Below are 23,103 nucleotides of genomic sequence, written 5' to 3' on the forward strand. Positions count from 1 at the left end.
GAAGATAGAGCGATTTTCTTAGCAATTTTTGGCTTTAGCTGGGATAAAATGGTCTCTTTGCTATCCTGCTGCAGTTGTCAGCAATTTGTAAGAGTGGTAAATAATCCAAAAAACATCGTAATAAAAACATAAAGCAAACTATAACTATTTGATTTTACAAAAACATTAAATTTAAAAAACTTTAATAAAATCAATGCTCTACCTGAACGATTTTATGGGGGAATATTAACTTTCATAATATCGAAAAGCTAGGCAAACGAGTCGTTACCTAGACCGTCATTTAGTCTGTAATACATTAAAGCAAGCTTTGTTTCGGCGCTACTTTCTTAAAAATATGCTCGTTCGCAGTGACCGAGGATGCTAGCCAATAAAGCACTATTTAAATATATTGAAATCTATTATTATTGTATGCGTGGTTGTTCAGCCAAGAACTAGGTATTGCTAGAACAATATGAACAACAATATTATCAAAATAAAAAATGATAGAGGGGGCTATGTATAATATTTTGGTAAGGATCGTGTTAATTCTTTTTATGGTGATGTGACATAATCAGCAAATATTTAGCGATTTAAAAAGATAGAAAACGAAAGTTTAAACTATTTATTAGCTTTGATATTATGGTCAATATTTAGAACTTTGACACCATATTAAATATGATGTCAACAAATGAGAAGATGAAAATATTAGGTTGGTGTATCGACATCATCCCAATCAGCATTTTCAAAATTGGTTAACCAATTTAAAGCATAATGACGCTCTTGAATAACATCACTTATAATCGATGCGGGAGGTTGCTTATCTTTCATTCGAAAATCTGTGGTTATCCAATGTAAGCGGTAGTGTAAATCTAAAGCATCCAACAATTCACTAACTGGTCTTAAGGCCACGGTTGAAAAATCTTGTCCACTATGTTGCATTCCTTGGTCAACTAACGATGAAACATCGCAGATAGTATCAGCAAAAGGGAGCTCAGATTGCCAATTGATAGCCCATTGTAAAGGTAATAATGCTTCGTATTTCCAAGACATATCTATCACATCTTGCTCTGTCGGCTGCCCGCTATAAATAAAGTCACGCTCATTATTTGATAAAGCCTCAAACCCCATTGGACAACGTTCTTTAAATTCCATCGGATTAATTGGATCATTTTCTCTAAAACTTTCAGCCTGAATACCTGTTAACATTATTGCTAAGGCTCGTTTAGCTACTTCGTCAGGTGTTCTAAGTATTACTTCCGATTCGGCAATAACCGGTGGTAAATGTGTAGGTGTATGCAACCCCAATTTGGCTAAATACTGTTCAGTTTTTGTTTTTCGCTTTAATGCTTCTAGTGGATAAGGGACGATTACATCTAAATCAATGTTACCATCAGGATCTTGTAATACATCTCCGTCAGGATTCCGAATAGTTCCATCAGGCATAAATATAATTGCATTCGCCTGCCAGCCCCAAGTGGTAAATTCATTGAAATTATCTTCTTCAATCTCAAAGGTAAATTGATGTTTAACTCGTTGGATATGGCGATACAAAGCATAACGGCGTGAATTCATCTGCCCATCTCCTGCTTGCATGACATAACCGATAAAACCATCAAGGTGTTTCGTCAACTCAGAATCATCCAATCCGCGATGGTATAGACGCTCGCAGGGAAAATTAATGGCTGGTGGATGAGTGACTGTAGAATAAGCATTTATCAATATTGGCATTTCAAATATTCCTAGTTTAGATTTGGTATTTTTATTATTATAAATAGTGGCTGTTTTTTAATCTAATTCTATAATAGATCATGGTAGTTTTCTATATTTTTTAAATGCTATACTCCGTTTTGTGATGTTTGTTATTCTGTTGAATAAATGATTTTATCTGGTGCATCGCTGAACAAGATATATTTTATTTTTCAATGTATACGTTTATTCCTTACTTTGTAAATACCATACTGTCATTTCCATTCTTGATTTAAAATTAAGTTTTTTGAATATACTTTTGATATGTACTTTGACTGTGCTTTCAACGATACCTAAATCTTTTGCAATTAGCTTATTTGGTAGTCCTTGTACTAATAAATTAAAAATTTCATTTTCTCTTGGTGTCAATAAACTGACATCATGCATTTGTTTTGTAGTTAGTTGTTCGTTATTACGCATATAATTGAGGATAATATGTGAAATAGCATTATCCATAATTAGCTTTCCAATCGAGATTTCTTGTAGTGATTTTAGAAAATCTTCAGGCTCCATATCTTTTAATAAATAGCCATCAGCACCTGTTTTTAGTGCGGTGATTATATCTTCTTTTGCATCTGATACTGTAAACATAATAATGCGACTCGATATTTTTTTTTCACGCAGGTAGCGTAATATTTCTAATCCATTAACATCTTGCATATTGATATCAAGTAGAATAATATCAGGATCAAGCTCTTCGGCTAATTTAACGCCTTCTATTCCAGAGCCAGTTTCTCCCACAATGTCAAAATGGTTGACTGTATTTATCAGCTGTTTTACGCCATTTCTTAACATTGGATGATCATCAATAAGAAGTATTGAGCAATTTATTTGTTCCATTTTTACTCTTCTATTGCTTTGAATGAAATGGTTTTATTAACCTTAAATGCTATCATAATTTGTGTCCCTTTGTGGGGAGGACTGTTTATTGTTAAATTACCATTTAGTATTTCAACTCTATCACGCATAATGATTAGACCATAACTATTATCCTGTTTAATATTGTTTTGTAAACCAATGCCATTATCCTCAATACAGACGGAAATAATTTGATGATCATCAATTTTTAAACTGACAATAACCTGTGTGGCTTTAGCATGTTTATATATGTTATTTAGTCCTTCACGAATAATTTGTAATAAATGAAATGCATATTTACTATTGATAATATTCAGCGGCAATAAATATTCAAACTGAATATTAAATTGTAATTTTTGATTAAATTCCTCAATTAATTCCATTAAATTTGCATAAAAACCCGTTTGGTTAAGGCGTAAGCGAAAAGAGGTAATTAGTTCTCTTAGTTGAGAGTAGGTTATATTGACTTCTTTACGCATTGTTGCCAATAAATCAATACTGCTTTGTGATGTTAAATCTGATTGCATTTGTAAGCAGCTGAGGTGTATTTTTAAACAAGATAGAGATTGAGCAATGGAATCATGCAGCTCTCTGGCCATTGCTGAGCGTTCTTTTATTAATAAATATTGTTTTTGTTGTTCAATTTGTCTATCGAGCTTCATTGCAGTAGTCATTTGCTCGATAACTCCCACAATTAAGTTTTCTTGTTCATTGGTTAATATGATATTTTTTGGCTGCAAAGCAAATAATATCCCATATTTTTCCCCGTTTTCTTGAAGGTGCCAATGGCGTTGAAAGTTATTTTTTTGATAAGATTTTGATGAGCTTAAACAAGCTTTGCATTTAGAATTTTGGCAATAAGGTAATTTTTGCTCATTATCGTAACTGATTTGTTGATAATGCTCAGGATCATTTGATTCATAAAAACGGATTTTAAATTGAGTTAATGGTACTAAATCTTCTAATTTGTGTAGTATTTTTAGAAAACGTTCACACAATGGCTCTGAAGTATGTAGTTGCTTAATTGTTTGATATTGAAATGAAACAATTTTATTGGTTTGTTGTAATTTAGCTGTTTTTTCTGCAACTTGTTTTTCTAACAATAAATATTGTGATTCAATTTGCTCGGACATTTTGTTAAAAGCTAGCCCTAAAAGATCAAATTCATTCTTTCTGCTTTTAATATTAAAACGCGATTTAAAATTGTGGCTAGAAATTGCTTCAGCCATACTAACTAATTTTTGCCATGGTGCAAGAAGGTAGTAACGTAAGTAATAAATTTGAACAGCTAAAAAAATTACGATAATAACAATAAATAATTGTTGTACTTGAGAAATATAATAAATTTTGTTTTCGGTTTTTTGATCAATCTTATCTACCAAATGGTTGATACGAGCAACATAGCTTTCAATATCAATTCTTATTTCATCGATTTTTTGTGCTTGCTGTATTTTAGTAATAAGTCGAGTATTCCAATCAGTTTCTAACTGATTAAATTCATTAATTAAATTATAGCGTTTTAAAAGCGTTAAATGTTTTTGTGATGAAGAAATATTAATAAAAATATTTAAATTATCATAATCTTTCTTATTGAGTGGAACCATTGTTAGTATTTGGTAGTTCTTCATTCTTAGTAAGCCTAATTGATTAACCATATATGCCCCACCTTTTGTATCATTGGCTACCTGGATTGAAAATGATAAAGCGATTAAAGCAATAGCACCTAAACAGAACAGTAATAGTGTTAAACGATTAATAATTGATTCGGTGGGGCGAATTTTTATTTTCGACATATAAACACTCAATATTATTTTGTAATTTTATTTTAGCTAAATAGTAATTTATGGTTATTGTAGCTTGAAAAGAGTATCTATCTGATCTTTTTTGTAACTTTTTGCGATCTTTTGTTAAACAGCGCTTGCAACAAGAATAAAATTTGCGTAAAATTCACGCCCTATAAGATTAATCACGCAGACATATATGTTTAATCAAGTAATCGTCTGCTTTTTATTGCGGAGTTAAGTATGTACGCAGTTTTCCAAAGTGGTGGTAAACAACACCGAGTTAGCGAAGGACAAGTCGTTCGCTTGGAAAAAATTGAAGTCGAAACAGGTGCAGAAGTTGTTTTCGATAAAGTTTTAATGGTAGCAAATGGTGAAGACATCAAAGTTGGTGCTCCGTTTGTTGAAGGTGCAACAATTAAAGCAGAAATTGTTGAACACGGTCGTGGCGATAAAGTGAAAATTGTTAAATTCCGTCGTCGTAAACACTATCGTAAACAACAAGGTCACCGTCAGTGGTTCACTGATGTGAAGATCACTGCAATCGCTTAATAGGAGTATCGAACAATGGCACATAAGAAGGCTGGTGGTTCATCACGTAATGGTCGTGATTCCCAAAGTAAACGTTTAGGTGTTAAACGTTATGGTAGTCAAGAAGTTCTTGCTGGTAACATTTTAGTTCGTCAACGTGGAACTCAATTCCACCCAGGCACTAATGTAGGTTGTGGTCGTGATCATACCTTATTTGCCTTAATTGATGGACAAGTAAAGTTTGAAGTTAAAGGACCTAAGAATCGTCGTTATGTTAGTGTAGTTGCTAACAGCTAATTCATAAACGGTTCAAAAAGTTTTAGAAGCCTCACAATTATTGTGGGGCTTTTTTCATTTCTTGAAGTTAATATAAAATTGATGGTGATATGATAAAGCAGCAAAATGTTAAATTAGGTTTTGCACTTGCCATGTTAACCGCAGTGATGTGGGGCATTGTGCCAATTGCAATGAAATATGCGCTAGTGGTTGTTGATCCATTGACATTAGCTTGGTCGAGATTGGCTATTTCAGCTCTTGGTATTACTATTTGGTTGGCTTACAAAAAGCAATTTCCTAATTTAATGATGTTCAGAAAACATCGTCGTTTTGTTTTATTGATGATTGCAGGTTTTGGGTTGTTGGGTAATTTTGCACTGTTTGCTAGTGCAGTTCAGTATCTTTCAGCTACAACCGCTCAGGTTGTCGGGCAAACTGGCATTGTGATTTTTATGATTTCAAGTGCTTTTATTTTTAGAGAGCGACTCAGGCCGACTCAAATTATTGGTATTTTAGTATTATTAGTTGGGCTTGCGTTATTTTTTAATAAAAATATTGTAGATCTGTTTTCTAATATGTCTTCGTATGGTATTGGTGTGTGGTTTGGTTTACTGGCTTCGGTATCATGGGCTTGCTATGCGCTTGCTCAAAAAGTACTATTACAGAAATTACGTGCAGAACAGTTACTTTGGTTAATTTACCTTATTTGTACTGTTTTTTTGTTGCCTTTTACGTCGTCAAGTAAAATTATAAATGCTGATGCAACTCAACTGTTTGCTATCATATTTTGTGGTTTAAATACTATTATTGCTTATGGTGCGTTAGTGATGGCTATGGAGCGCTGGCAAGCAGCACAAGTGAGTGCAATAACAACTTTAACGCCATTATTTTCGCTCATCTTTTCAGATTTGTTTGCTTTAATTTGGCCTGAAAAGTTTGCTATGCAATATTTAAATATTTTAGGTTATATTGGTGCAGTATCTGTTGTTGCGGGTGCTATGTTTGCGACCATTGGGCATTATATTTGGCATCCAAGGAAAGGCTGGCTAATTAACCGCAATAAAGGGGAAGAATAATGAAATTTGTTGATGAAGCATCAATCCGTGTTGAAGCTGGAGATGGTGGAAATGGTTGTGTCGGTTTTCGCCGAGAAAAGTATATACCTAAAGGTGGTCCTGATGGTGGCGACGGTGGTGATGGTGGTGATGTCTTTTTTATTGCTGATGAGAATTTAAATACATTAGTTGATTTTCAGTTTGAAAAAAATTACCGCGCTGAGCGTGGCCAAAATGGACAGGGTTCTGATTGTACGGGTAAGCGTGGTCGAGATATTACCGTTAAAGTGCCTGTGGGAACACGAATTACCGACAAATATACAGGTGAAATTATTGGTGATTTAACGCATCACCAACAAAAAGTATTGGTTGCCAAGGGCGGTTTTCATGGGCTTGGAAATGCGCGTTTTAAATCATCGGTAAATCGTGCGCCAAGACAAAAAACTGATGGTACTCCAGGTGAAAAGCGCGATGTATTATTAGAATTATTGTTACTTGCTGATGTGGGGATGTTGGGCTTGCCTAATGCTGGTAAATCAACTTTTATTCGCTCAGTTTCAGCTGCTAAACCAAAAGTTGCAGATTACCCATTTACTACTTTAGTGCCTAGTTTAGGTGTAGTAAGAATGGATAACGAACAAAGTTTTGTTGTTGCTGATATTCCTGGTTTAATAGAGGGGGCATCAGACGGTGCAGGACTTGGTATTCGTTTCTTAAAACATCTTGAACGTTGTCGTGTTTTAGTTCATTTGATCGATATGGCACCAGTAGATGAATCAGATCCGATAGAAAATGCTAAAGTAATAATCAAAGAGGTTCAACAATATAGTGAAAAATTAGCTAATAAACCACGTTGGTTGGTATTTAATAAAATGGATGTATTAGGTCCTGAAGAGAGCGCTAAACGTGCAGCTGAAATAGCTAGGGCACTTGATTGGCAAGATAAATATTATATTATTTCAGCCATTAATCAAGAAGGTATAAAGGCCTTATGTTGGGACTTAATGGAATATATCAATGCGCATCCACGTGAAGCCGAACAAGAAGAGTCATCACCTGAAAAAGTGGAATTTATGTGGGATGATTACCATCAACAAGCAATGGATGAGGCTTTTGATGATGACGATGATTTTGATGACTGGGACGAAAGCGATGAAGAAGGTGTTGAATTTATTTATCAAAAATAATAAGTATTATACTCTATTTTATTTCGCCTAAATTAGCCATTGCGTATAATTTTTTATAAAAAGCAGAATAGGAATATTCTGCTTATTTTTTATATTGTTAAATATCAATCCTCTTATTATGAAATTAGTGAATAAAGCGTTTATTTTTATTTAGCTTAGAAAAATAAAAAAATGCTTGATTTTGTTAATGATAATCATTATCATTAATTCGTACTTTGTTAGAGCTTTAGAGGCTTTTGAAAAAGTATGACATTGCTCACATTGCTTCCAATGTTTACCAGCTTGACGTTATCGCTAAGCTGGTTTTTTTGTTTTATGTTATTAACAACTATTTTTTAAACATTATTCTTTAGTTAACGTTATTTTATTTTTTGTTTTTTATCTACATGCTAATGTCATCACAAAGGTTTAGATGAAAATTGACGGAAGAAGAGTAAAAAATTATTTTTATGATTATCTAGATAGTTAAGTTTTCAAAAGCTAACTATTTATTAGTTTGTTCTCGATATCAAATAAAATGAGAAGTGCTGCGTTGCCACCAAATTCTTTAGGCGCTTGATGAAAACAGATAACATGAGGATGTTGAGCTAGCCACATGGGTGTTTGTTTTTTTAAGATGTTTTTCCCATGTCCATACATGATACAAGCACAATGAGCTCTTTCATGTAAACATGCTGCGATAAGAGCGGCAATTTCTTTTTTAGCCTCTTGTTGAGTTAACCCATGTAGATCCAAAAAGAATTCTGGTTCATAAAATCCACGGCGCAATTTTTTTACTTCGTAGGGATCTGCATTTTCTCGGCTATAGCGAATTGGGTCTTCTTGCAATAGCGGCTGATAATCATCAGAAAAATAAAATTCAGCATTAATTTTTTCATATTGCTGTTTTTGGGTTTCTATTGCTTTTTGTGAACGTTTTTGTGGTTTATGAACGACAGTATCTTGTTTTAGTTTTTTGGTGATGTTACCAATACTATTTTTAAACAAGTTTATATCATCTTGGTCTAAATTAAATTTATTTGGCATTGATTTCTACTCTGGGTAAATTTTTTCTTTAAATTCGCACAAATCTTCTATAACACAGGATCCACATCTAGGCTTTCTAGCAATACAGGTATAACGGCCATGTAATATTAGCCAGTGGTGACAATTTATTTTATATTCTTTAGGTACGACTTTCAGTAATTTTTCTTCAACAACCTCTACCGTTTTACCTGGTGCAAAACCTGTACGGTTGCTTACTCTAAATATGTGTGTATCAACTGCAATGGTAGGCCAACCGAAAGCGGTGTTTAACACAACATTTGCCGTTTTACGACCAACACCCGGTAATTCAATTAGTGCATCAAAACTTTCAGGGACTTCACCCTGATATTTATCTACCAAAATTTGACATGTTTTTATAATGTTATCTGCTTTACTGTTATAAAGGCCAATGGTGCGGATGTAGCTTTTTAATTTCTCAATACCAAGAGCCAAAATTTGTTCAGCCGTATTTGCAATAGCAAACAGTGGTTTTGTGGCTTTGTTTACACTAACGTCAGTCGCTTGAGCAGAAAGTACTACTGCGATTAATAGTTCAAAAGGTGTTTCATACACTAGTTCTGTTGTTGGATCTTTAATATGATCCTTTAATCTTTCTAGAATTTGAATTCGGGTAGATTGTTTCACAAAATAATTTTATTAAAAAATAGTAAGGTGCATATTATATACTTTTATTTACTGTTTATCTGTAAGTTGCCTTTAGTTTTTTTAATATAGATGGGAACGATGAAACATACTGATTAATAATTGTAAGATATTTTTATTTTTAATGTTGTTTAGTTTTTTATTATTTGTCTATTCACATTTATACTCACTGACTTTTTAGCATAGTCATTTTATGATAAGCTAGCGTACTATTTCTTAATTTTATCAAATAAGGTTTTTTAAAGATATGCCCTTACCAATGATTGTCACCTTTGCTGTATATATTTTAGGCATGATTGCCATAGGTTTTTTTGCGTTTCGCTCAACGCAAAATTTTGGTGATTATATTTTAGGTGGGCGTCGTATCGGTAGTGTTGTGACTGCGCTTTCAGCTGGCGCATCAGATATGAGTGGTTGGCTATTAATGGGATTACCTGGTGCTGTTTTTTTGTTTGGTATTTCACAAAGTTGGATTGCAATCGGATTGATTATTGGTGCTTATTTAAATTGGCTACTCATTGCAGGACGATTACGAGTCTTTACTGAAATCAATCATAATTCATTAACTTTACCCGATTATTTTGCTCGTCGATTTGATGATAAAAGCTCACTTCTACGCATTATTTCAGCTGTCATTATTCTAATATTTTTTACCATTTATTGTGCTTCTGGTGTAGTTGCAGGCGCAAAGTTATTCGAGAGTACATTTGGTATGAGCTATGGCTGGGCGATGTTAGCGGGTGCAGGTGCAACAATTGCCTATACGTTTATCGGTGGTTTTTTAGCAGTAAGCTGGACTGATACTATTCAAGCTAGTTTAATGATGTTTGCACTTATTCTAACGCCAATTATGGTTATGGTGAATGCTGGTGGGCTTTCTGATGCATTGATATATATTGAATCGCTCAATTCAGATTATACCAATTTATTTGCTCATATGGATTTTATTGCCATTATTTCATTATTAGGTTGGGGGCTTGGATATTTTGGGCAACCTCATATTTTAGCCAGATTTATGGCTGCTGATTCACATGAAGTAATGAAAAACGCTCGACGGATTAGTATGACATGGATGATTTTGTGTTTAGCTGGCGCAATCACGGTTGGTTTTTTTGGTATCGCCTTTTTTGCTCATAATCCAGATTTATCTTACTTGATTAACGATGGTAAACATGAACGTATTTTTATCGAATTGTCGAAATTACTTTTTAATCCTTGGATTGCTGGTATTTTGTTGGCAGCTATTTTAGCTGCAGTCATGAGTACATTAAGTTGTCAGTTATTAGTTTGCTCAAGTGCTCTAACAGAAGATTTTTATCGTGCGTTTTTTAGACCAAAAGCAAAACAGAAGGAACTGGTTTGGGTTGGTCGTATAATGGTGCTATTAGTTTCAGTTATTGCTATTTTATTAGCTATTAATCCAAATAATAGTGTACTTGATTTAGTGAGTCATGCTTGGGCTGGATTTGGTGCGGCGTTTGGTCCTATAATCGTATTTTCTGTTTTTTGGTCACGTATGACACGTAATGGAGCGCTAGCTGGAATGATAACTGGTACTGTAACTGTGTTGCTATGGATTAATTTTAATTGGTTTAATTTGTATTCGCTTATCCCTGGATTTTTATTTGCTTCTATAGCTATTATTATTTTTAGTCTTTTTGATAAAAAACCAAACGAAACAGTAGCAGATCATTTTAAACAAGCGTATAAACGTTATCACAACAAAATAAATTAGAATAAATTTTATTTAAACTAGAATATAACTGTAATAAATTTAATAGGTAAAATATCATGACAAAAAATGTGATCAAACAACTACAAGAACGTGGGCTGATTGCTCAGCTTACTGATGAAAAAGCACTAATAGAACAAATTGAACAAAATCCTATTGCGCTTTATTGTGGTTTTGATCCAACAGCAGATAGTTTGCATCTCGGTCATTTAGTTCCATTACTTTGTTTAAAACGTTTTCAGTTAGCTGGTCATAAACCTGTTGCGCTTGTAGGGGGAGCAACTGGATTAATTGGCGATCCAAGTTTTAAAGCTGTTGAACGAAAACTTAATACTGAGGAAACAGTTATTGAGTGGAGTGAAAAGATCAAACAACAAGTGTCACCATTTTTAGATTTTAATTGTGGTGAAAATTCAGCGATTGTGGCTAATAACTATGATTGGTTTAGTGGCATGAATGTACTGACATTTTTACGTGATGTTGGTAAGTATTTTTCAGTTAATGCGATGATTAATAAAGAATCAGTAAAACAACGTATAGATCGTGATGAGGTGGGTATTTCATTTACTGAATTTTCTTATAGCTTGTTACAATCTTATGATTTTGCTTGTTTGAATAAATCACATGATGTTGTTTTACAAATTGGTGGATCTGATCAGTGGGGTAATATTACTGCAGGTATTGATTTAACCCGTCGTTTACATCAAAAACAAGTTTATGGTTTGACTGTACCGTTAATCACTAAATCCGATGGGACCAAATTTGGTAAAACTGAAAGTGGTGCCGTATGGTTAGACCCTAAGAAGACAAGTCCTTATAAATTCTATCAATTCTGGATAAATACTGCTGATGCTGATGTTTATCGATTCTTAAAATTCTTCACATTTATGCCTCTAAGTGAAATTGATGCATTGGAAGAGGAAGATAAAAATAGTGGTGTTGCACCACGAGCTCAATATGTACTTGCTGAGCAAGTTACACGCTTAGTTCATGGTGAAGAAGGATTGATCGCAGCAAAACGTATTACAGAAAGTCTATTCTCTGGTAAATTAACTGACTTGTCTGAAGCTGATTTTGAACAATTAGCTCAAGATGGTATGCCAACATTAGCTGTTGAGGAAAATGTTGATTTACAACAAGCAATTGTTAATGCGGAATTTGCACCATCAAGAGGACAAGCTAGAACGATGATTGAATCTAATGCTATTTCTGTTAATGGTGAACGTAACACTACAACTGATTATCATTTTACTGATAGCGATAAACTATATAATCGTTATACTTTACTTCGTCGTGGTAAAAAATATTACTGTTTGTTAATTTGGAGTTAATTTCATGAGAAATATTTTATCGATTCAGTCACATGTTGTATTTGGTCATGCAGGGAATAGTGCGGCTGTATTTCCTATGCGTCGAATAGGCGTAAATGTTTGGCCTTTAAACACCGTACAATTTTCTAATCATACTCAATATCGACAATGGACTGGAACGGTAATGTCTGCATCGCATTTAAGCGAAATTGCTGATGGAATTAATGAAATTGATGAATTGAAACGGTGTGATGCAGTATTAAGTGGTTATATGGGATCACCTGAACAAGGTAATGCAATTATTGAAATAGTTAAAAAAGTAAAAGCTGTTAATCCTAATGCTATTTACTTTTGCGATCCTGTAATGGGACATCCTGAAAAAGGATGTTTTGTTGCACCAGGTGTTTCTGAGTTTTTATGCAATACAGCATTGCCTATGGCTGATATGATGGCACCCAATATTTTGGAACTTGAAGAGCTTAATGGAAAACAACGTATTAATAATGTTGATGAAGCAATTTTAGCTTGTCGAGAGTTATGTAAAAAAGGGCCTAAAGCGATTTTAGTTAAACATTTAAGCAGAGCTGGATATAAACTTGATCGCTTTGAAATGTTGCTTGTAACTAGCGAAGAAGCATGGCATATTGACCGACCACTAGTTGACTTTGGTGTAAGACAACCCGTTGGTGTTGGTGATATGACAAGTGGACTTTTTTTAGCTAATGTTTTACTTGGGAAATCATTGGTTGAAGCTTTAGAACATACTACTTCGGCCGTGTATGCGGTTATGCTTGAAACCTTAAAACAAGATGAATATGAATTACAATTAGTTGCAGCTCAAAATGAAATTGAAAAACCAGCACAATGGTTTAATGCAAATAAAATTGATTAATTGTAAAAATATGTAACTGTTTGTAAAGATTAAATTAGCTAACGATTAGTATTAAATGAGGGTATGATGGATAATATTTCATTAGGAGTGATGCTCGTTGATTTACGAGAACAAATGGGTTTAACTCAAGATGATATTGCCAATAAAATTCATGTGCGAAAGACAGTAATTGTTGATATCGAAAATGACCAATTACCTCACGCCCCACTTGTTTTTGTAAAAGGTTATATTCGTTCTTATGCCGAAATTGTTGGCTTATCATCAGAACACTATCAACCGTATTTCGATGAATTAACTAAACAATCTAAGTCTCAACAAAAGAAAGTTCAAACGCAAGCATTTAAAACAAAAAGAACTAGAAAAGCTCCTTTTATTTTTTGGGGAATATTTATAATTCTTTGTGCGCTTGGTGTAATTTTATATTATGCCAATAAAGATAATAAAAGTAATCTTATTGAAGTAAGTCATTATATTTCTCCAGCCTCAGCTACTCGTGTTAATAGTTAGCAAATTTTCTTATTCTCATACAGACATTTGTCTTAAATCTTGTTAAGATCATTACTAGTTATTTTGTAAAATGGTTAAGTATGTATGAGTCATCAAGATTCACCAATTGTTAGACGAGAATCTACCCGAATTTATGTCGGCAATGTTCCTATTGGTAGTGGAGCTCCGATTGCAGTTCAATCAATGACAAATACTCGAACCACAGATGTAGAAAAAACAGTAGCCCAAATTCAAGCACTTGAACGTGTTGGTGTAGATATTGTGCGTGTTTCTATACCTACAATGGATGCAGCTGAAGCTTTTAAATTTATTAAGCAGCAGGCAAAAGTTCCACTCATTGCTGATATTCATTTTGATTATCGTATTGCATTAAAAGTTGCTGAATATGGCGTTGATTGCTTAAGAATCAATCCTGGCAACATAGGTAATGAATCAAGAATTCGAGCTGTTGTTGATTGTGCTAAAGATAAAAATATCCCGATACGAATCGGCGTTAATTCTGGTTCTCTAGAAAAAGATATTCAAGAAAAGTATGGTGAACCTACACCAAAAGCGATAGTTGAATCAGCGATGCGCCATGTCGATATACTTGATCGACTTAATTTTGAGCAGTTTAAAGTCAGTGTAAAAGCATCTGATGTGTTTACTGCCGTTGATGCTTATCGATTGCTAGCTAAGCAAATAAAGCAGCCATTACATCTAGGTATAACTGAAGCAGGTGGTGTTCGAAGTGGTGCTATTAAATCGGCCATTGGATTGGGGTTATTGCTATCAGAAGGCATTGGCGATACACTTCGAGTTTCCTTAGCTGCTGATCCTACAGAAGAAGTGAAAGTTGGATTTGATATTTTAAAATCGCTGCGTATACGGTCTCGTGGTATTAATTTTATTGCCTGTCCAACCTGTTCTCGCCAAGAGTTTGATGTGATTAATACAGTCAATACATTAGAACAGCGATTAGAAGATATTATTACACCGATGGATGTATCAATTATTGGTTGTGTGGTTAACGGTCCTGGGGAGGCATTAGCTTCAACTATGGGAGTTGCTGGCGGTCATAACAAAAGTGGTTTTTATGAAGATGGTGTACGTATTGGTCGTATTGATAATGAACAAATGATTGATGAATTAGAAGCTAGAATTCGTGCTAAAGCATTAATATTGAAAAACAGAATTGCAGCAACTGAATTATAATTTTATTAGATAGTGAATAAATAAATGACAGAGAAAAAGATCCAATCTATACGAGGGATGAACGATTTACTCCCAACAGATAGTGCAAGTTGGCAACAGATTGAAAAAATCGTTAAAGGTGTACTAAACAGTTATGGCTACAACGAAATTAGAACACCTATTGTTGAAGATACCGCACTATTTAAGCGAGCGGTCGGAGAAATCACCGATATTGTCGAAAAAGAGATGTATACTTTCAATGATCGAAATGATGAAAGCATTACTTTACGCCCTGAAATTACTGCAGGTTGTGTTCGTGCAGGAATTGAGCACGGACTTTTTTATAATCAAGAACAACGCCTTTGGTATTTAGGACCAGCATTTCGTTACGAAAAACCCCAAAAAGGGCGTTATCGTCAATTTCATCAATTTGGTGTTGAAGTCTTTGGACTTGAAGGGCCCAATATTGACGCCGAGCTGATTTTATTAACGGCTCGTTTTTGGAGAGCACTTGGTATCGAACAGCATACTTCTCTTGAACTTAATTCAATTGGTTCGCTTGAGGCTAGGGTCAACTATCGAAATGCATTAGTTACTTTTCTTGAACAATATAAAGATAAATTGGATGAAGATTGTTTACGTAGAATGTATACTAATCCGTTGCGCATACTTGATTCAAAAAATCCAGTTGTTCAAGAGCTGCTGAATCAAGCTCCAAAATTGTTTGATTATTTAGATGAGGAGTCCAAAATTCACTTCGAAAGCTTATGCCGACTATTGGATAGTGCTGGGATAGAATATAATATTAATCAAAGATTAGTACGCGGTTTGGATTACTATAATCGAACAGTTTTTGAATGGGTAACTAACAGCCTAGGGGCACAGGGAACCGTTTGCGGTGGTGGACGATATGATGGTCTTGTAGGCCAACTTGGAGGAAAACCAACACCAGCAGTTGGTTTTGCAATGGGAGTTGAACGTTTAGTATTATTAGTTCAAGCGGTTAATCCATCATTTAATGGTGATAATTCGATTGATATTTATATGATCACCTCTGGTGATGAAAAAACCATTTCAGTTGCTCAAAGTGTTGCAGAGCAATTGCGTGATGGTCTACCTGATTGGCGAATCATGACAAATTATGGTAGCAGTAATTTTAAGAAACAATTTACAAAAGCAGATAAATTAGGTGCTAAGATAGCAGTTATTATTGGTGAAAATGAATTAGCTAATCAGACAGTAATGATTAAAAATTTACAAACAGGCGAACAAGTTGAAGTGGCACAAGCAGATATTGTCCAAACTTGTTTGTCTATTAAGTAAAGGAAATAGGAGAAAAACGTGAGTCATCAGTTATCCAGTGAAGAACAAATTGAAGAGATAAAAGGTTTTTTTGCTAAAACATGGAAAATTATGGTTGCCATTATTGTGATTGGATTATTGGCCTTTTATGGCTGGCGTTATTGGCAATCATATAAAGTTGAAAAGGCGATAGCATCATCAGATAAGTATGAACAATTAATTGCTCAATTAGATGATAATAAACCAGATTCTGTTAATGAATTAGTATCTTTTGCTAAAAACAACGATACTATTTATAGCGTGTTTGCTAATTTGCGTGCAGCAAAATTTTATGTTGAGGTATTAAAAGATTATCCTGAGGCACAAGCCTTGTTAGTTGATGCATTAAAGAAAGCGGATTCAGAGCCTGTTAAAGCGATTACCAATATTCGTATAGCACGCTTACAGTATCAACAAGGTCAATATCAAGAAAGCCTAACATCTTTAGGTAATGTAACTAATGAAAGTTGGGGTGCCGTAATTAATGATCTCCGAGGTGATGTGCTTGTTAAAATGACTCGTTATGCTGACGCAGTGAGTGCTTATAATGTTGCTTTGACTTCTTCACCAACTAAAGATTTAGAAGAAAGTATTAAAATGAAGTTGAACCAAGCTGAATATTTAAAAGCAAAACAAGAAGTTGAACAAGAAGTTTTAGCTACTAAAGAAAAGGCAGAAAAAGAGGCTCAAGCAGCCAAAGAAAAAGCAGAGCAAGAAGCTAAAGCGAAACAAGCTGCATCTGAAGAAAGTAAAAATTAATTTATCCTGCTATAAGGGTCTATACAATGAAGTTATCAAAATATCTTTTTGTTGGTGTTTTTGTTTTTTCACTAGCTGGGTGTTCTTTATTCGGTAAAGAAGATGAGATTGTACAAATTGCACCGTCACCGAAAGTAGATAATCAATTTTCTATTCAACAAGTATGGAAAAATAGTACTGCTGGTAATACTCATATTTATTCATTATTAGGTCCGATTAATTATGATAATGCTATCTATGTAGCGAGTCGTAGTGGACAAGTTAAGGCAATTGATTTATCAAGCGGTAATACTATATGGGATGTCAATTTATCTAAAAGTACACTTTTCAGTAGTAAAACTGCACTATTTTCAGGTGGTGTAAGTGCTGATGATAAATATGTCTATGTAGGTAGTGAACGTGCCATTGTCTATGCGTTAGATCGTCTCAACGGTAGAGTTGTTTGGGAAAAAGCAGTGAAAGGGGAAGTACTTGCCCGCCCGGTATCTTCTGATAACAAATTAATAATTCATACTGCTAATGGTGTTCTTCAAGGTATTAATCGTGACACTGGTGATTATTTGTGGGATGTTTCCTTCGAAGTTCCAACATTATCAATAAGAGGTAACTCTACACCCACTATCGCTCATGGTGCAGCAATCGTTGGTGATGATAATGGTCGAGTAAATGCTTACTATATTAATGATGGCCAATTAATTTGGCAACAACGCATTTCACAGCCATCAGGCTCTACAGAAATAGCAAAATTAAATGATGTTGATTCTACTCCGGTAGTTGAAGGTAATTTAGTCTATTCTGTTGGTTATAATGGTAGTGTTGTTGCGCTTGATTTAAGTAATGGTCAAACTGTTTGGCGTAAAGTACTTGGATCTATTCATAGCTTTGCTGTTGATACCGATAGATTGTTTGTTATTGATCAGGATGACAATGTTCGGGCCATCGCTAAGAGTGGTGGCGGAGAACTTTGGACTCAGTCAAACTTTACTCATCGTTTGTTAACTGATCCTGTCATCTACCAAAATTATGTCGTGTTTGGTGATTTTGAAGGTTACCTATATTGGTTAAATGCTGAAAACGGTGAACTTGTTGCTAAAACACAAGTGAGTAGTAGCGGATTAATATCTAAACCATTAGTTGTAAGCAATAAGTTAATTGTCCAAGCTAAAAATGGTGATATTTACGCCTTTACAAAGAATTAAAGTAATCTAGAGAAGAAACATGGTACCTGTTGTAGCGCTTGTTGGTCGTCCAAATGTTGGAAAGTCGACTCTATTTAATCGGTTAACACGAACTCGAGATGCCTTAGTGGCTGACTTTCCTGGATTAACTCGTGATCGTAAATATGGAAGAGCTGAGATCAAGGGCCATGAATATATCTTGATTGATACTGGTGGTATTGATGGAACAGAAGATGGGGTTGAAAGCTTTATGGCTGAACAATCCCTGCAAGCAATAGAAGAAGCTGATATTGTTCTTTTCTTGGTTGATGCTAGAGCTGGTGCAATGCCAGCTGATCATGCTATTGCAAAACATCTCCGTTCTCGCGATAAAGCTACTTTTTTAGTAGCCAATAAAATTGATGGTATTGATGTCGATACTGCGATTTCTGATTTTTATGGTTTAGGATTGGGAGAAATTCATCCAATTGCAGCTAGTCATGGTCGTGGCGTAAGTTCATTAATTGAAACTGTATTAGATCCTATTTTCCAGTTCGATAATAACGAAGATAATAACTCGGATGATAATCAACAATTAGATGATCTAACTGAATTATGTGATGATTTTGTTGATGGAACAGAATCATTAATCAATCAACCTATTAAAGTTGCTATTGTTGGCCGACCAAATGTTGGTAAGTCAACACTAACTAATCGAATTTTAGGTGAAGAGCGAGTTGTTGTATATGATATGCCTGGGACAACTCGAGACAGTATCTATATACCAATGAATCGAGATGAACGTGAGTATATCTTAATTGATACGGCTGGTGTACGTAAACGAGGAAAAGTTACTGAAACAGTTGAAAAATTTTCAGTTATTAAAACGTTACAAGCAATTGAAGATGCTAATGTAGTTATTTTAGTTATTGATGCCAGAGAAGGTGTATCCGATCAAGACTTATCATTACTTGGTTTTATTATTAATAGTGGGCGCTCACTTGTAATAGCCGTTAATAAATGGGATGGTTTATCACAAGATATCAAAGAGCAAGTTAAAACGACATTAGATGATAGATTAAATTTTATTGATTTTGCTCGTGTGCACTTTATTTCTGCCTTGCATGGTAGTGGTGTTGGTAACTTATTTGATTCGATTCAAGAAGCATATGATTGTGCAACACGTCGTGTTAATACCGCATTATTAACCAAGATTATGCAAATGGCACAAGATGACCATCAGCCGCCTTTAGTTCGAGGACGACGTGTTAAACTAAAATATGCACATGCTGGTGGTTATAATCCACCAATTGTTGTGATTCATGGTAACCAAGTAGAAGATCTACCAGATTCTTATAAACGTTATTTGATGAACTATTTTAGACGATCACTAAAAATCATGGGATCACCAATTCGAATTCAGTTTAAAGAAGGGGCTAACCCATTCGAAGGTAGAAAAAATACTTTAACTGCATCACAGCAACGTAAACGTCGTCGATTAATGAAGCATGTAAGAGGGCGAAACTAATTTATGTCAGGAAAATTAATGAATGATTCAGGGAAAGAAGGCCTTTGTCCAAAGTGTCATCATAAAATGAGTGTTGTTTCGCCACAGAATTTTAATTGTCCTCATTGTAAGCAACATTATCTTGAACAGTATATTTGCCCAACTTGTTTGCAAAAAGCTCAAATGATCAAAGGTTGTGGAGCGGTTAACTATATTTGCCCAACTGATGGTTTAATATCCAGCAGTAAGGTGATATTTCATTATTTACCAGAATAGAAGCTTTATTTATATTAAAGCTATAAGAGGTTATTTTATGAGAATTATTTTATTAGGAGCACCAGGAGCTGGAAAGGGAACACAAGCACAATTTATTATGCAAAAATATGGTATTCCTCAAATTTCAACTGGTGATATGTTGCGAGCAGCAGTAAAAGCTGGTAGTCCACTTGGTTTACAAGCTAAGGAGTTAATGGATGCCGGTAAGCTAGTTACCGATGAACTCGTTATTGCATTAGTTAAAGAACGTATTGCACAAAGCGATTGCGCTAATGGCTTTTTGCTAGATGGCTTCCCTCGCACGGTTCCACAAGCAGATGCAATGAAAACAGCTGGCATAGATGTTGACTATGTGCTTGAATTTGATGTACCAGACGCAGTGATTATTGATCGTATGAGCGGGCGACGAATTCATGCTCCTTCAGGTCGTGTTTATCACATTCGCCATAATCCACCAAAGGTTGAAAATGTTGATGATGTGACTGGTGAACCACTTACTATTCGCAAAGATGATAACGAAGAAATCGTTCGTAAACGCCTTGTTGAATATCACGATTTGACTAAACCACTAATTAGTTATTATCAGCATGAAGCCAAAGAAGGGCGGACACAATATTTCCGTATTGATGGAACGCAAGCTGTAACTGAAGTAACAAAAGAATTAGTGAAAATTTTAGGATAATTTGTTTTTTATTAAAAGCGCAAGGCAGTTAACACTATCTTGCGCTTTATCATCTTGAATGAATTTATGTCACTGCTTATACAATACTAATTTGAATATCTTAATAAAATACATTGATTCTATAATATTTTCTAATTAATTCTTTTGTTGTAATAAAGATGAATATTCACTAAAAATCATTCAGATAGAGTATTGATTTTATTGAATTTTTTATCGTATAGCAGAAAGCCTTATCTATACCGATAAGACTTTCAATTTTTAGCAAAAAGTAAAACACTATAAAACCATTCTTACAATATCGATTTCGCCTAATTCTTTATAAAGATTTTCGACCTGATCGATATGCGTTGCATTAATGGTAATTGATACAGAATGATAATTACCTTTACTACTAGGTTTGATTGATGGCGTATAATCGCCAGGAGCATGGCGTTGAATCACTGATACCACTTTGTCTACAAGCTCTGGTTTTGCTTCTCCCATTACTTTATAGGTAAAAGAGCATGGGAACTCTAATAACTCATTTAATTTAGTTTTTTGCATAATTTTATTTTTCTCGTTTATTTGGTTCGATGTATCGTTACGACTACCAAGAATAAACACTATATATAGGCAATTTACTATTCTTCAAGTAACGAATAATAAACATTGCTTTTTAAAGTATATATTTTGATCTATGATAGAAAATTATAACATAGTGTAATTAACGTATCTTGCTATTTACTAATAAGGCTAAAATAACATGTCATCTAAGTCCAATAATAAAGAACCTTTTGGTACATTATTAGGGTATGCGCCAGGTGGCGTTGCCATTTATTCATCTGATTATGAAACTTTAGATCAAAAACAATACCCTAATGATGCATCTTTTCGTAGCTATTCTGGTTATGAATATATGGGATATAAATGGCAATGCGTTGAATTTGCAAGGCGATTTTTATTTTTAAACTATGGTATTGTTTTTACAGATGTTGGTATGGCGCATGAAATTTTTTCACTACGTTTTCTAAGGAAAGTTGTTAATGAAGCGATTTTACCTTTGCAAGCTTTTGCAAACGGAAGCAAAAAGAAGCCCGAGGCTGGTGCGTTACTTGTTTGGGATGATGGTGGTTTTTTTGACCGTACAGGTCATGTGGCTATCATTACTGAAGTATTTAAAGATAAAGTACGGATAGCAGAACAAAATGTCATACATAAGCGTTTACCAATTGGGCAGCAATGGACTCGTGAACTTAAAATGACAGTGACCAGTGACGGTTACCAACTACATGACTCGTTTGATGACACGAAAATCTTAGGGTGGATGATTCAAACTGACAAGACTGAATATAGTTTACCGCAACCTAAAATTCCTAAACCGTTACTTGAAATTCATAGCGCGCATATTGAAAACCAAGGTCAATTTGATAAAAATTGGTTAAATGAATCAGATCCATTAGAAAGTGCGTATGTTTCAGCGACAGGTCATGCTATTAGTCATGATGATCACTATCGCTATTTCACTATTTCTGAAAGTGCCGAACAAGAGCTTATTCGAGCAACCAATGAATTACATTTAATGTATTTGCATGCCACAGATAAAGTATTAAAGAACGATAATTTATTACTTAATTTTAATATCCCAGAAATATTATGGCCAAGATTAAGACTTTCATGGCAGCAGCGCCGTTACCAAATGATTACTGGGCGGTTAGATTTTTGTATGGATGAACGAGGCTTTAAAGTCTATGAATATAATGCTGATTCTGCTTCTTGCCATACTGAGGCAGGTCATATTTTGCAAAAATGGGCTATTCAAGCTGGACTGAATATAGGAACCAATCCTAGTAGTGGTTTACTTAATTCTTTAGCTAACTGTTGGAAGCATAGTGATGCTCAATCTTTTGTTCATATTATGCAAGATAATGATAGTGAAGAAAATTATCATGCATTATTTATGCAAACAGCACTTACTCAAGCGGGATTTAATAGCAAAATTTTACGAGGGCTTACTGGACTAAGATGGGATAAACGTGGTCGACTTGTTGATGATGAAGATCGCCAAGTAACTTGTGTCTGGAAGACATGGGCTTGGGAAACGGTATTAGAGCAACTTCGAGAAGAAAGCGAGGCACAAATTGCAGGGTTACCAATTCGTACATGGCATCCTGAAAATTCAGTTAGATTGCTCGATGTACTTTTGCGACCGGAAGTCTCTGTTTTCGAACCACTGTGGACGGTTATTCCAAGTAATAAAGCTATTTTACCCGTATTATGGTCTTTATTTCCTAATCATCGTTACCTATTAGAGTCTACATTTGAACTCAATGAAAGCCTAATTAAAAAAGGTTATGCAATAAAACCAATAGCTGGACGCCGTGGTAGTGATATTCAATTAGTGAATAATCAAGAACAGATCCTTGATAAAACAGTAGGTCGATTTGCTAAACAAGAAAATATTTATCAAGAACTATGGTGCTTACCGAAAGTCGAAGATCGTTATCTACAGTTATGTACTTTTACTGTTGGTGGACATTATGGTGGGACTTGCTTACGCTCCGATCCTTCTTTAGTTATAAAAGGTGAAAGCGATATGCAACCATTACGAGTATTAACAGATGATGAGTTCTTAAAATAATTTTGTAAAAAACTTTCAGGAAAGTATATGTTTTAGTATAAAAGTTAA

22 protein-coding genes are annotated in these 23,103 nt (G+C 34.5%); 16 read left to right on the plus strand and 6 right to left on the minus strand.

The genetic code is table 11. The annotated features are described in order from the left end of the window. Positions 1-684: 684 nt before the first annotated feature. The 3 genes from A9G32_RS02265 to narX form a co-directional block, all read right to left on the minus strand. The gene (locus A9G32_RS02265; RefSeq protein WP_065590207.1) at positions 685-1,707 is read right to left on the minus strand and encodes a DUF4272 domain-containing protein; all 1,023 of its coding nucleotides are present in this window, start codon (positions 1,705-1,707) and stop codon (positions 685-687) included. A gap of 204 nt (positions 1,708-1,911) precedes the next feature. Continuing rightward, a complete protein-coding gene (narL, locus tag A9G32_RS02270; protein WP_065590206.1) occupies positions 1,912-2,565 on the minus strand; it encodes a two-component system response regulator NarL in 654 nt (217 codons plus the stop codon). A gap of 2 nt (positions 2,566-2,567) precedes the next feature. Further along, positions 2,568-4,376: a nitrate/nitrite two-component system sensor histidine kinase NarX gene (narX, locus tag A9G32_RS02275; RefSeq protein ID WP_065590205.1), complete on the minus strand. Its 1,809-nt coding sequence runs from the start codon at positions 4,374-4,376 to the stop codon at positions 2,568-2,570. Between the two features lie 231 nt (positions 4,377-4,607). Between narX and rplU the strand changes: the two genes are divergently transcribed. From rplU to cgtA, 4 genes are all read left to right on the plus strand, one after another. Next, a complete protein-coding gene (rplU, locus tag A9G32_RS02280) occupies positions 4,608-4,916 on the plus strand; it encodes a 50S ribosomal protein L21 (RefSeq protein WP_025314436.1) in 309 nt (102 codons plus the stop codon). A 15-nt stretch (positions 4,917-4,931) separates the two neighbouring features. Further along, the gene (gene rpmA, locus A9G32_RS02285; protein ID WP_034915250.1) at positions 4,932-5,192 is read left to right on the plus strand and encodes a 50S ribosomal protein L27; all 261 of its coding nucleotides are present in this window, start codon (positions 4,932-4,934) and stop codon (positions 5,190-5,192) included. 89 nt (positions 5,193-5,281) lie between these two features. Then, entirely contained in the window at positions 5,282-6,247 is a 966-nt protein-coding gene (locus A9G32_RS02290) for a DMT family transporter (protein WP_065590204.1), read from the plus strand. Beyond that, positions 6,247-7,413 carry an Obg family GTPase CgtA gene (cgtA, locus tag A9G32_RS02295; RefSeq protein WP_065590203.1) on the plus strand — a complete coding sequence of 389 codons (1,167 nt, stop codon included), beginning with the start codon at positions 6,247-6,249 and terminating at the stop codon, positions 7,411-7,413. The genes A9G32_RS02290 and cgtA overlap by 1 nt, the downstream gene beginning before the upstream one ends. Before the next feature lie 480 nt (positions 7,414-7,893). Here cgtA and smrB read toward each other — a convergent pair whose 3' ends face one another. After that, positions 7,894-8,439, minus strand: coding sequence for an endonuclease SmrB (gene smrB / locus A9G32_RS02300; protein ID WP_065590202.1), 546 nt, complete (start codon positions 8,437-8,439; stop codon positions 7,894-7,896). Positions 8,440-8,445: 6 nt separating this feature from the next. Then, on the minus strand, positions 8,446-9,084 hold the full coding sequence (gene nth, locus A9G32_RS02305; protein ID WP_065561076.1) for an endonuclease III: 639 nt from the start codon (positions 9,082-9,084) through the stop codon (positions 8,446-8,448). Positions 9,085-9,349: 265 nt separating this feature from the next. Between nth and putP the strand changes: the two genes are divergently transcribed. From putP to adk, 11 genes are all read left to right on the plus strand, one after another. Beyond that, positions 9,350-10,837, plus strand: coding sequence for a sodium/proline symporter PutP (gene putP, locus A9G32_RS02310; protein ID WP_176701303.1), 1,488 nt, complete (start codon positions 9,350-9,352; stop codon positions 10,835-10,837). 56 nt (positions 10,838-10,893) lie between these two features. After that, positions 10,894-12,165, plus strand: a complete 1,272-nt coding sequence (tyrS, locus tag A9G32_RS02315; protein ID WP_194240441.1) for a tyrosine--tRNA ligase — start codon at positions 10,894-10,896, stop codon at positions 12,163-12,165. 4 nt (positions 12,166-12,169) lie between these two features. After that, the gene (gene pdxY / locus A9G32_RS02320; protein ID WP_065590200.1) at positions 12,170-13,036 is read left to right on the plus strand and encodes a pyridoxal kinase PdxY; all 867 of its coding nucleotides are present in this window, start codon (positions 12,170-12,172) and stop codon (positions 13,034-13,036) included. Positions 13,037-13,102: 66 nt separating this feature from the next. Continuing rightward, complete coding sequence (locus A9G32_RS02325) at positions 13,103-13,543, plus strand: helix-turn-helix domain-containing protein (protein ID WP_065590199.1); 441 nt, start codon at positions 13,103-13,105, stop codon at positions 13,541-13,543. Positions 13,544-13,627: 84 nt separating this feature from the next. Continuing rightward, positions 13,628-14,737: a flavodoxin-dependent (E)-4-hydroxy-3-methylbut-2-enyl-diphosphate synthase gene (gene ispG / locus A9G32_RS02330; RefSeq protein WP_065590198.1), complete on the plus strand. Its 1,110-nt coding sequence runs from the start codon at positions 13,628-13,630 to the stop codon at positions 14,735-14,737. Positions 14,738-14,761: 24 nt separating this feature from the next. Further along, a complete protein-coding gene (gene hisS / locus A9G32_RS02335) occupies positions 14,762-16,039 on the plus strand; it encodes a histidine--tRNA ligase (RefSeq protein WP_065590197.1) in 1,278 nt (425 codons plus the stop codon). Positions 16,040-16,057: 18 nt separating this feature from the next. Further along, positions 16,058-16,816: a YfgM family protein gene (locus A9G32_RS02340; protein WP_065590196.1), complete on the plus strand. Its 759-nt coding sequence runs from the start codon at positions 16,058-16,060 to the stop codon at positions 16,814-16,816. A gap of 26 nt (positions 16,817-16,842) precedes the next feature. Then, positions 16,843-18,015: an outer membrane protein assembly factor BamB gene (gene bamB, locus A9G32_RS02345; RefSeq protein ID WP_065590195.1), complete on the plus strand. Its 1,173-nt coding sequence runs from the start codon at positions 16,843-16,845 to the stop codon at positions 18,013-18,015. Positions 18,016-18,034: 19 nt separating this feature from the next. Then, on the plus strand, positions 18,035-19,501 hold the full coding sequence (der, locus tag A9G32_RS02350; RefSeq protein WP_065590194.1) for a ribosome biogenesis GTPase Der: 1,467 nt from the start codon (positions 18,035-18,037) through the stop codon (positions 19,499-19,501). 3 nt (positions 19,502-19,504) lie between these two features. Continuing rightward, entirely contained in the window at positions 19,505-19,756 is a 252-nt protein-coding gene (locus tag A9G32_RS02355; RefSeq protein ID WP_081296711.1) for a YfgJ family double zinc ribbon protein, read from the plus strand. 37 nt (positions 19,757-19,793) lie between these two features. Further along, positions 19,794-20,438, plus strand: coding sequence for an adenylate kinase (gene adk, locus A9G32_RS02360; RefSeq protein ID WP_065561067.1), 645 nt, complete (start codon positions 19,794-19,796; stop codon positions 20,436-20,438). A gap of 276 nt (positions 20,439-20,714) precedes the next feature. On the opposite strand, the gene ybeD is transcribed toward adk, so the two are convergent. Continuing rightward, positions 20,715-20,981, minus strand: coding sequence for a DUF493 family protein YbeD (gene ybeD, locus A9G32_RS02365; RefSeq protein WP_034913328.1), 267 nt, complete (start codon positions 20,979-20,981; stop codon positions 20,715-20,717). A gap of 199 nt (positions 20,982-21,180) precedes the next feature. Between ybeD and gss the strand changes: the two genes are divergently transcribed. Continuing rightward, positions 21,181-23,055 (plus strand): bifunctional glutathionylspermidine amidase/synthase, encoded by a 1,875-nt coding sequence (gene gss, locus A9G32_RS02370; protein WP_065590193.1) that lies wholly within the window; start codon positions 21,181-21,183, stop codon positions 23,053-23,055. The last annotated feature ends 48 nt before the right edge of the window (positions 23,056-23,103 follow it).

The sequence above is a fragment of the Gilliamella sp. Gris3-2 genome (assembly GCF_001690345.1).
GTDB lineage: Bacteria > Pseudomonadota > Gammaproteobacteria > Enterobacterales > Orbaceae > Gilliamella > Gilliamella bombi.

Bases quoted from the DNA above. Each gene is read 5' to 3' on its own strand.
- pdxY (WP_065590200.1), top strand. From the start codon at position 12,170: ATGAGAAATATTTTATCGATTCAGTCACATGTTGTATTTGGTCATGCA.
- ispG (WP_065590198.1), top strand. From the start codon at position 13,628: ATGAGTCATCAAGATTCACCAATTGTTAGACGAGAATCTACCCGAATT.
- adk (WP_065561067.1), top strand. From the start codon at position 19,794: ATGAGAATTATTTTATTAGGAGCACCAGGAGCTGGAAAGGGAACACAA.
- narX (WP_065590205.1), bottom strand. From the start codon at position 4,376: ATGTCGAAAATAAAAATTCGCCCCACCGAATCAATTATTAATCGTTTA.
- ybeD (WP_034913328.1), bottom strand. From the start codon at position 20,981: ATGCAAAAAACTAAATTAAATGAGTTATTAGAGTTCCCATGCTCTTTT.
- bamB (WP_065590195.1), top strand. From the start codon at position 16,843: ATGAAGTTATCAAAATATCTTTTTGTTGGTGTTTTTGTTTTTTCACTA.
- gss (WP_065590193.1), top strand. From the start codon at position 21,181: ATGTCATCTAAGTCCAATAATAAAGAACCTTTTGGTACATTATTAGGG.
- rpmA (WP_034915250.1), top strand. From the start codon at position 4,932: ATGGCACATAAGAAGGCTGGTGGTTCATCACGTAATGGTCGTGATTCC.
- A9G32_RS02325 (WP_065590199.1), top strand. From the start codon at position 13,103: ATGGATAATATTTCATTAGGAGTGATGCTCGTTGATTTACGAGAACAA.
- hisS (WP_065590197.1), top strand. From the start codon at position 14,762: ATGACAGAGAAAAAGATCCAATCTATACGAGGGATGAACGATTTACTC.
- narL (WP_065590206.1), bottom strand. From the start codon at position 2,565: ATGGAACAAATAAATTGCTCAATACTTCTTATTGATGATCATCCAATG.
- A9G32_RS02290 (WP_065590204.1), top strand. From the start codon at position 5,282: ATGATAAAGCAGCAAAATGTTAAATTAGGTTTTGCACTTGCCATGTTA.
- A9G32_RS02265 (WP_065590207.1), bottom strand. From the start codon at position 1,707: ATGCCAATATTGATAAATGCTTATTCTACAGTCACTCATCCACCAGCC.
- tyrS (WP_194240441.1), top strand. From the start codon at position 10,894: ATGACAAAAAATGTGATCAAACAACTACAAGAACGTGGGCTGATTGCT.
- smrB (WP_065590202.1), bottom strand. From the start codon at position 8,439: ATGCCAAATAAATTTAATTTAGACCAAGATGATATAAACTTGTTTAAA.
- putP (WP_176701303.1), top strand. From the start codon at position 9,350: ATGCCCTTACCAATGATTGTCACCTTTGCTGTATATATTTTAGGCATG.
- rplU (WP_025314436.1), top strand. From the start codon at position 4,608: ATGTACGCAGTTTTCCAAAGTGGTGGTAAACAACACCGAGTTAGCGAA.
- der (WP_065590194.1), top strand. From the start codon at position 18,035: ATGGTACCTGTTGTAGCGCTTGTTGGTCGTCCAAATGTTGGAAAGTCG.
- cgtA (WP_065590203.1), top strand. From the start codon at position 6,247: ATGAAATTTGTTGATGAAGCATCAATCCGTGTTGAAGCTGGAGATGGT.
- A9G32_RS02355 (WP_081296711.1), top strand. From the start codon at position 19,505: ATGTCAGGAAAATTAATGAATGATTCAGGGAAAGAAGGCCTTTGTCCA.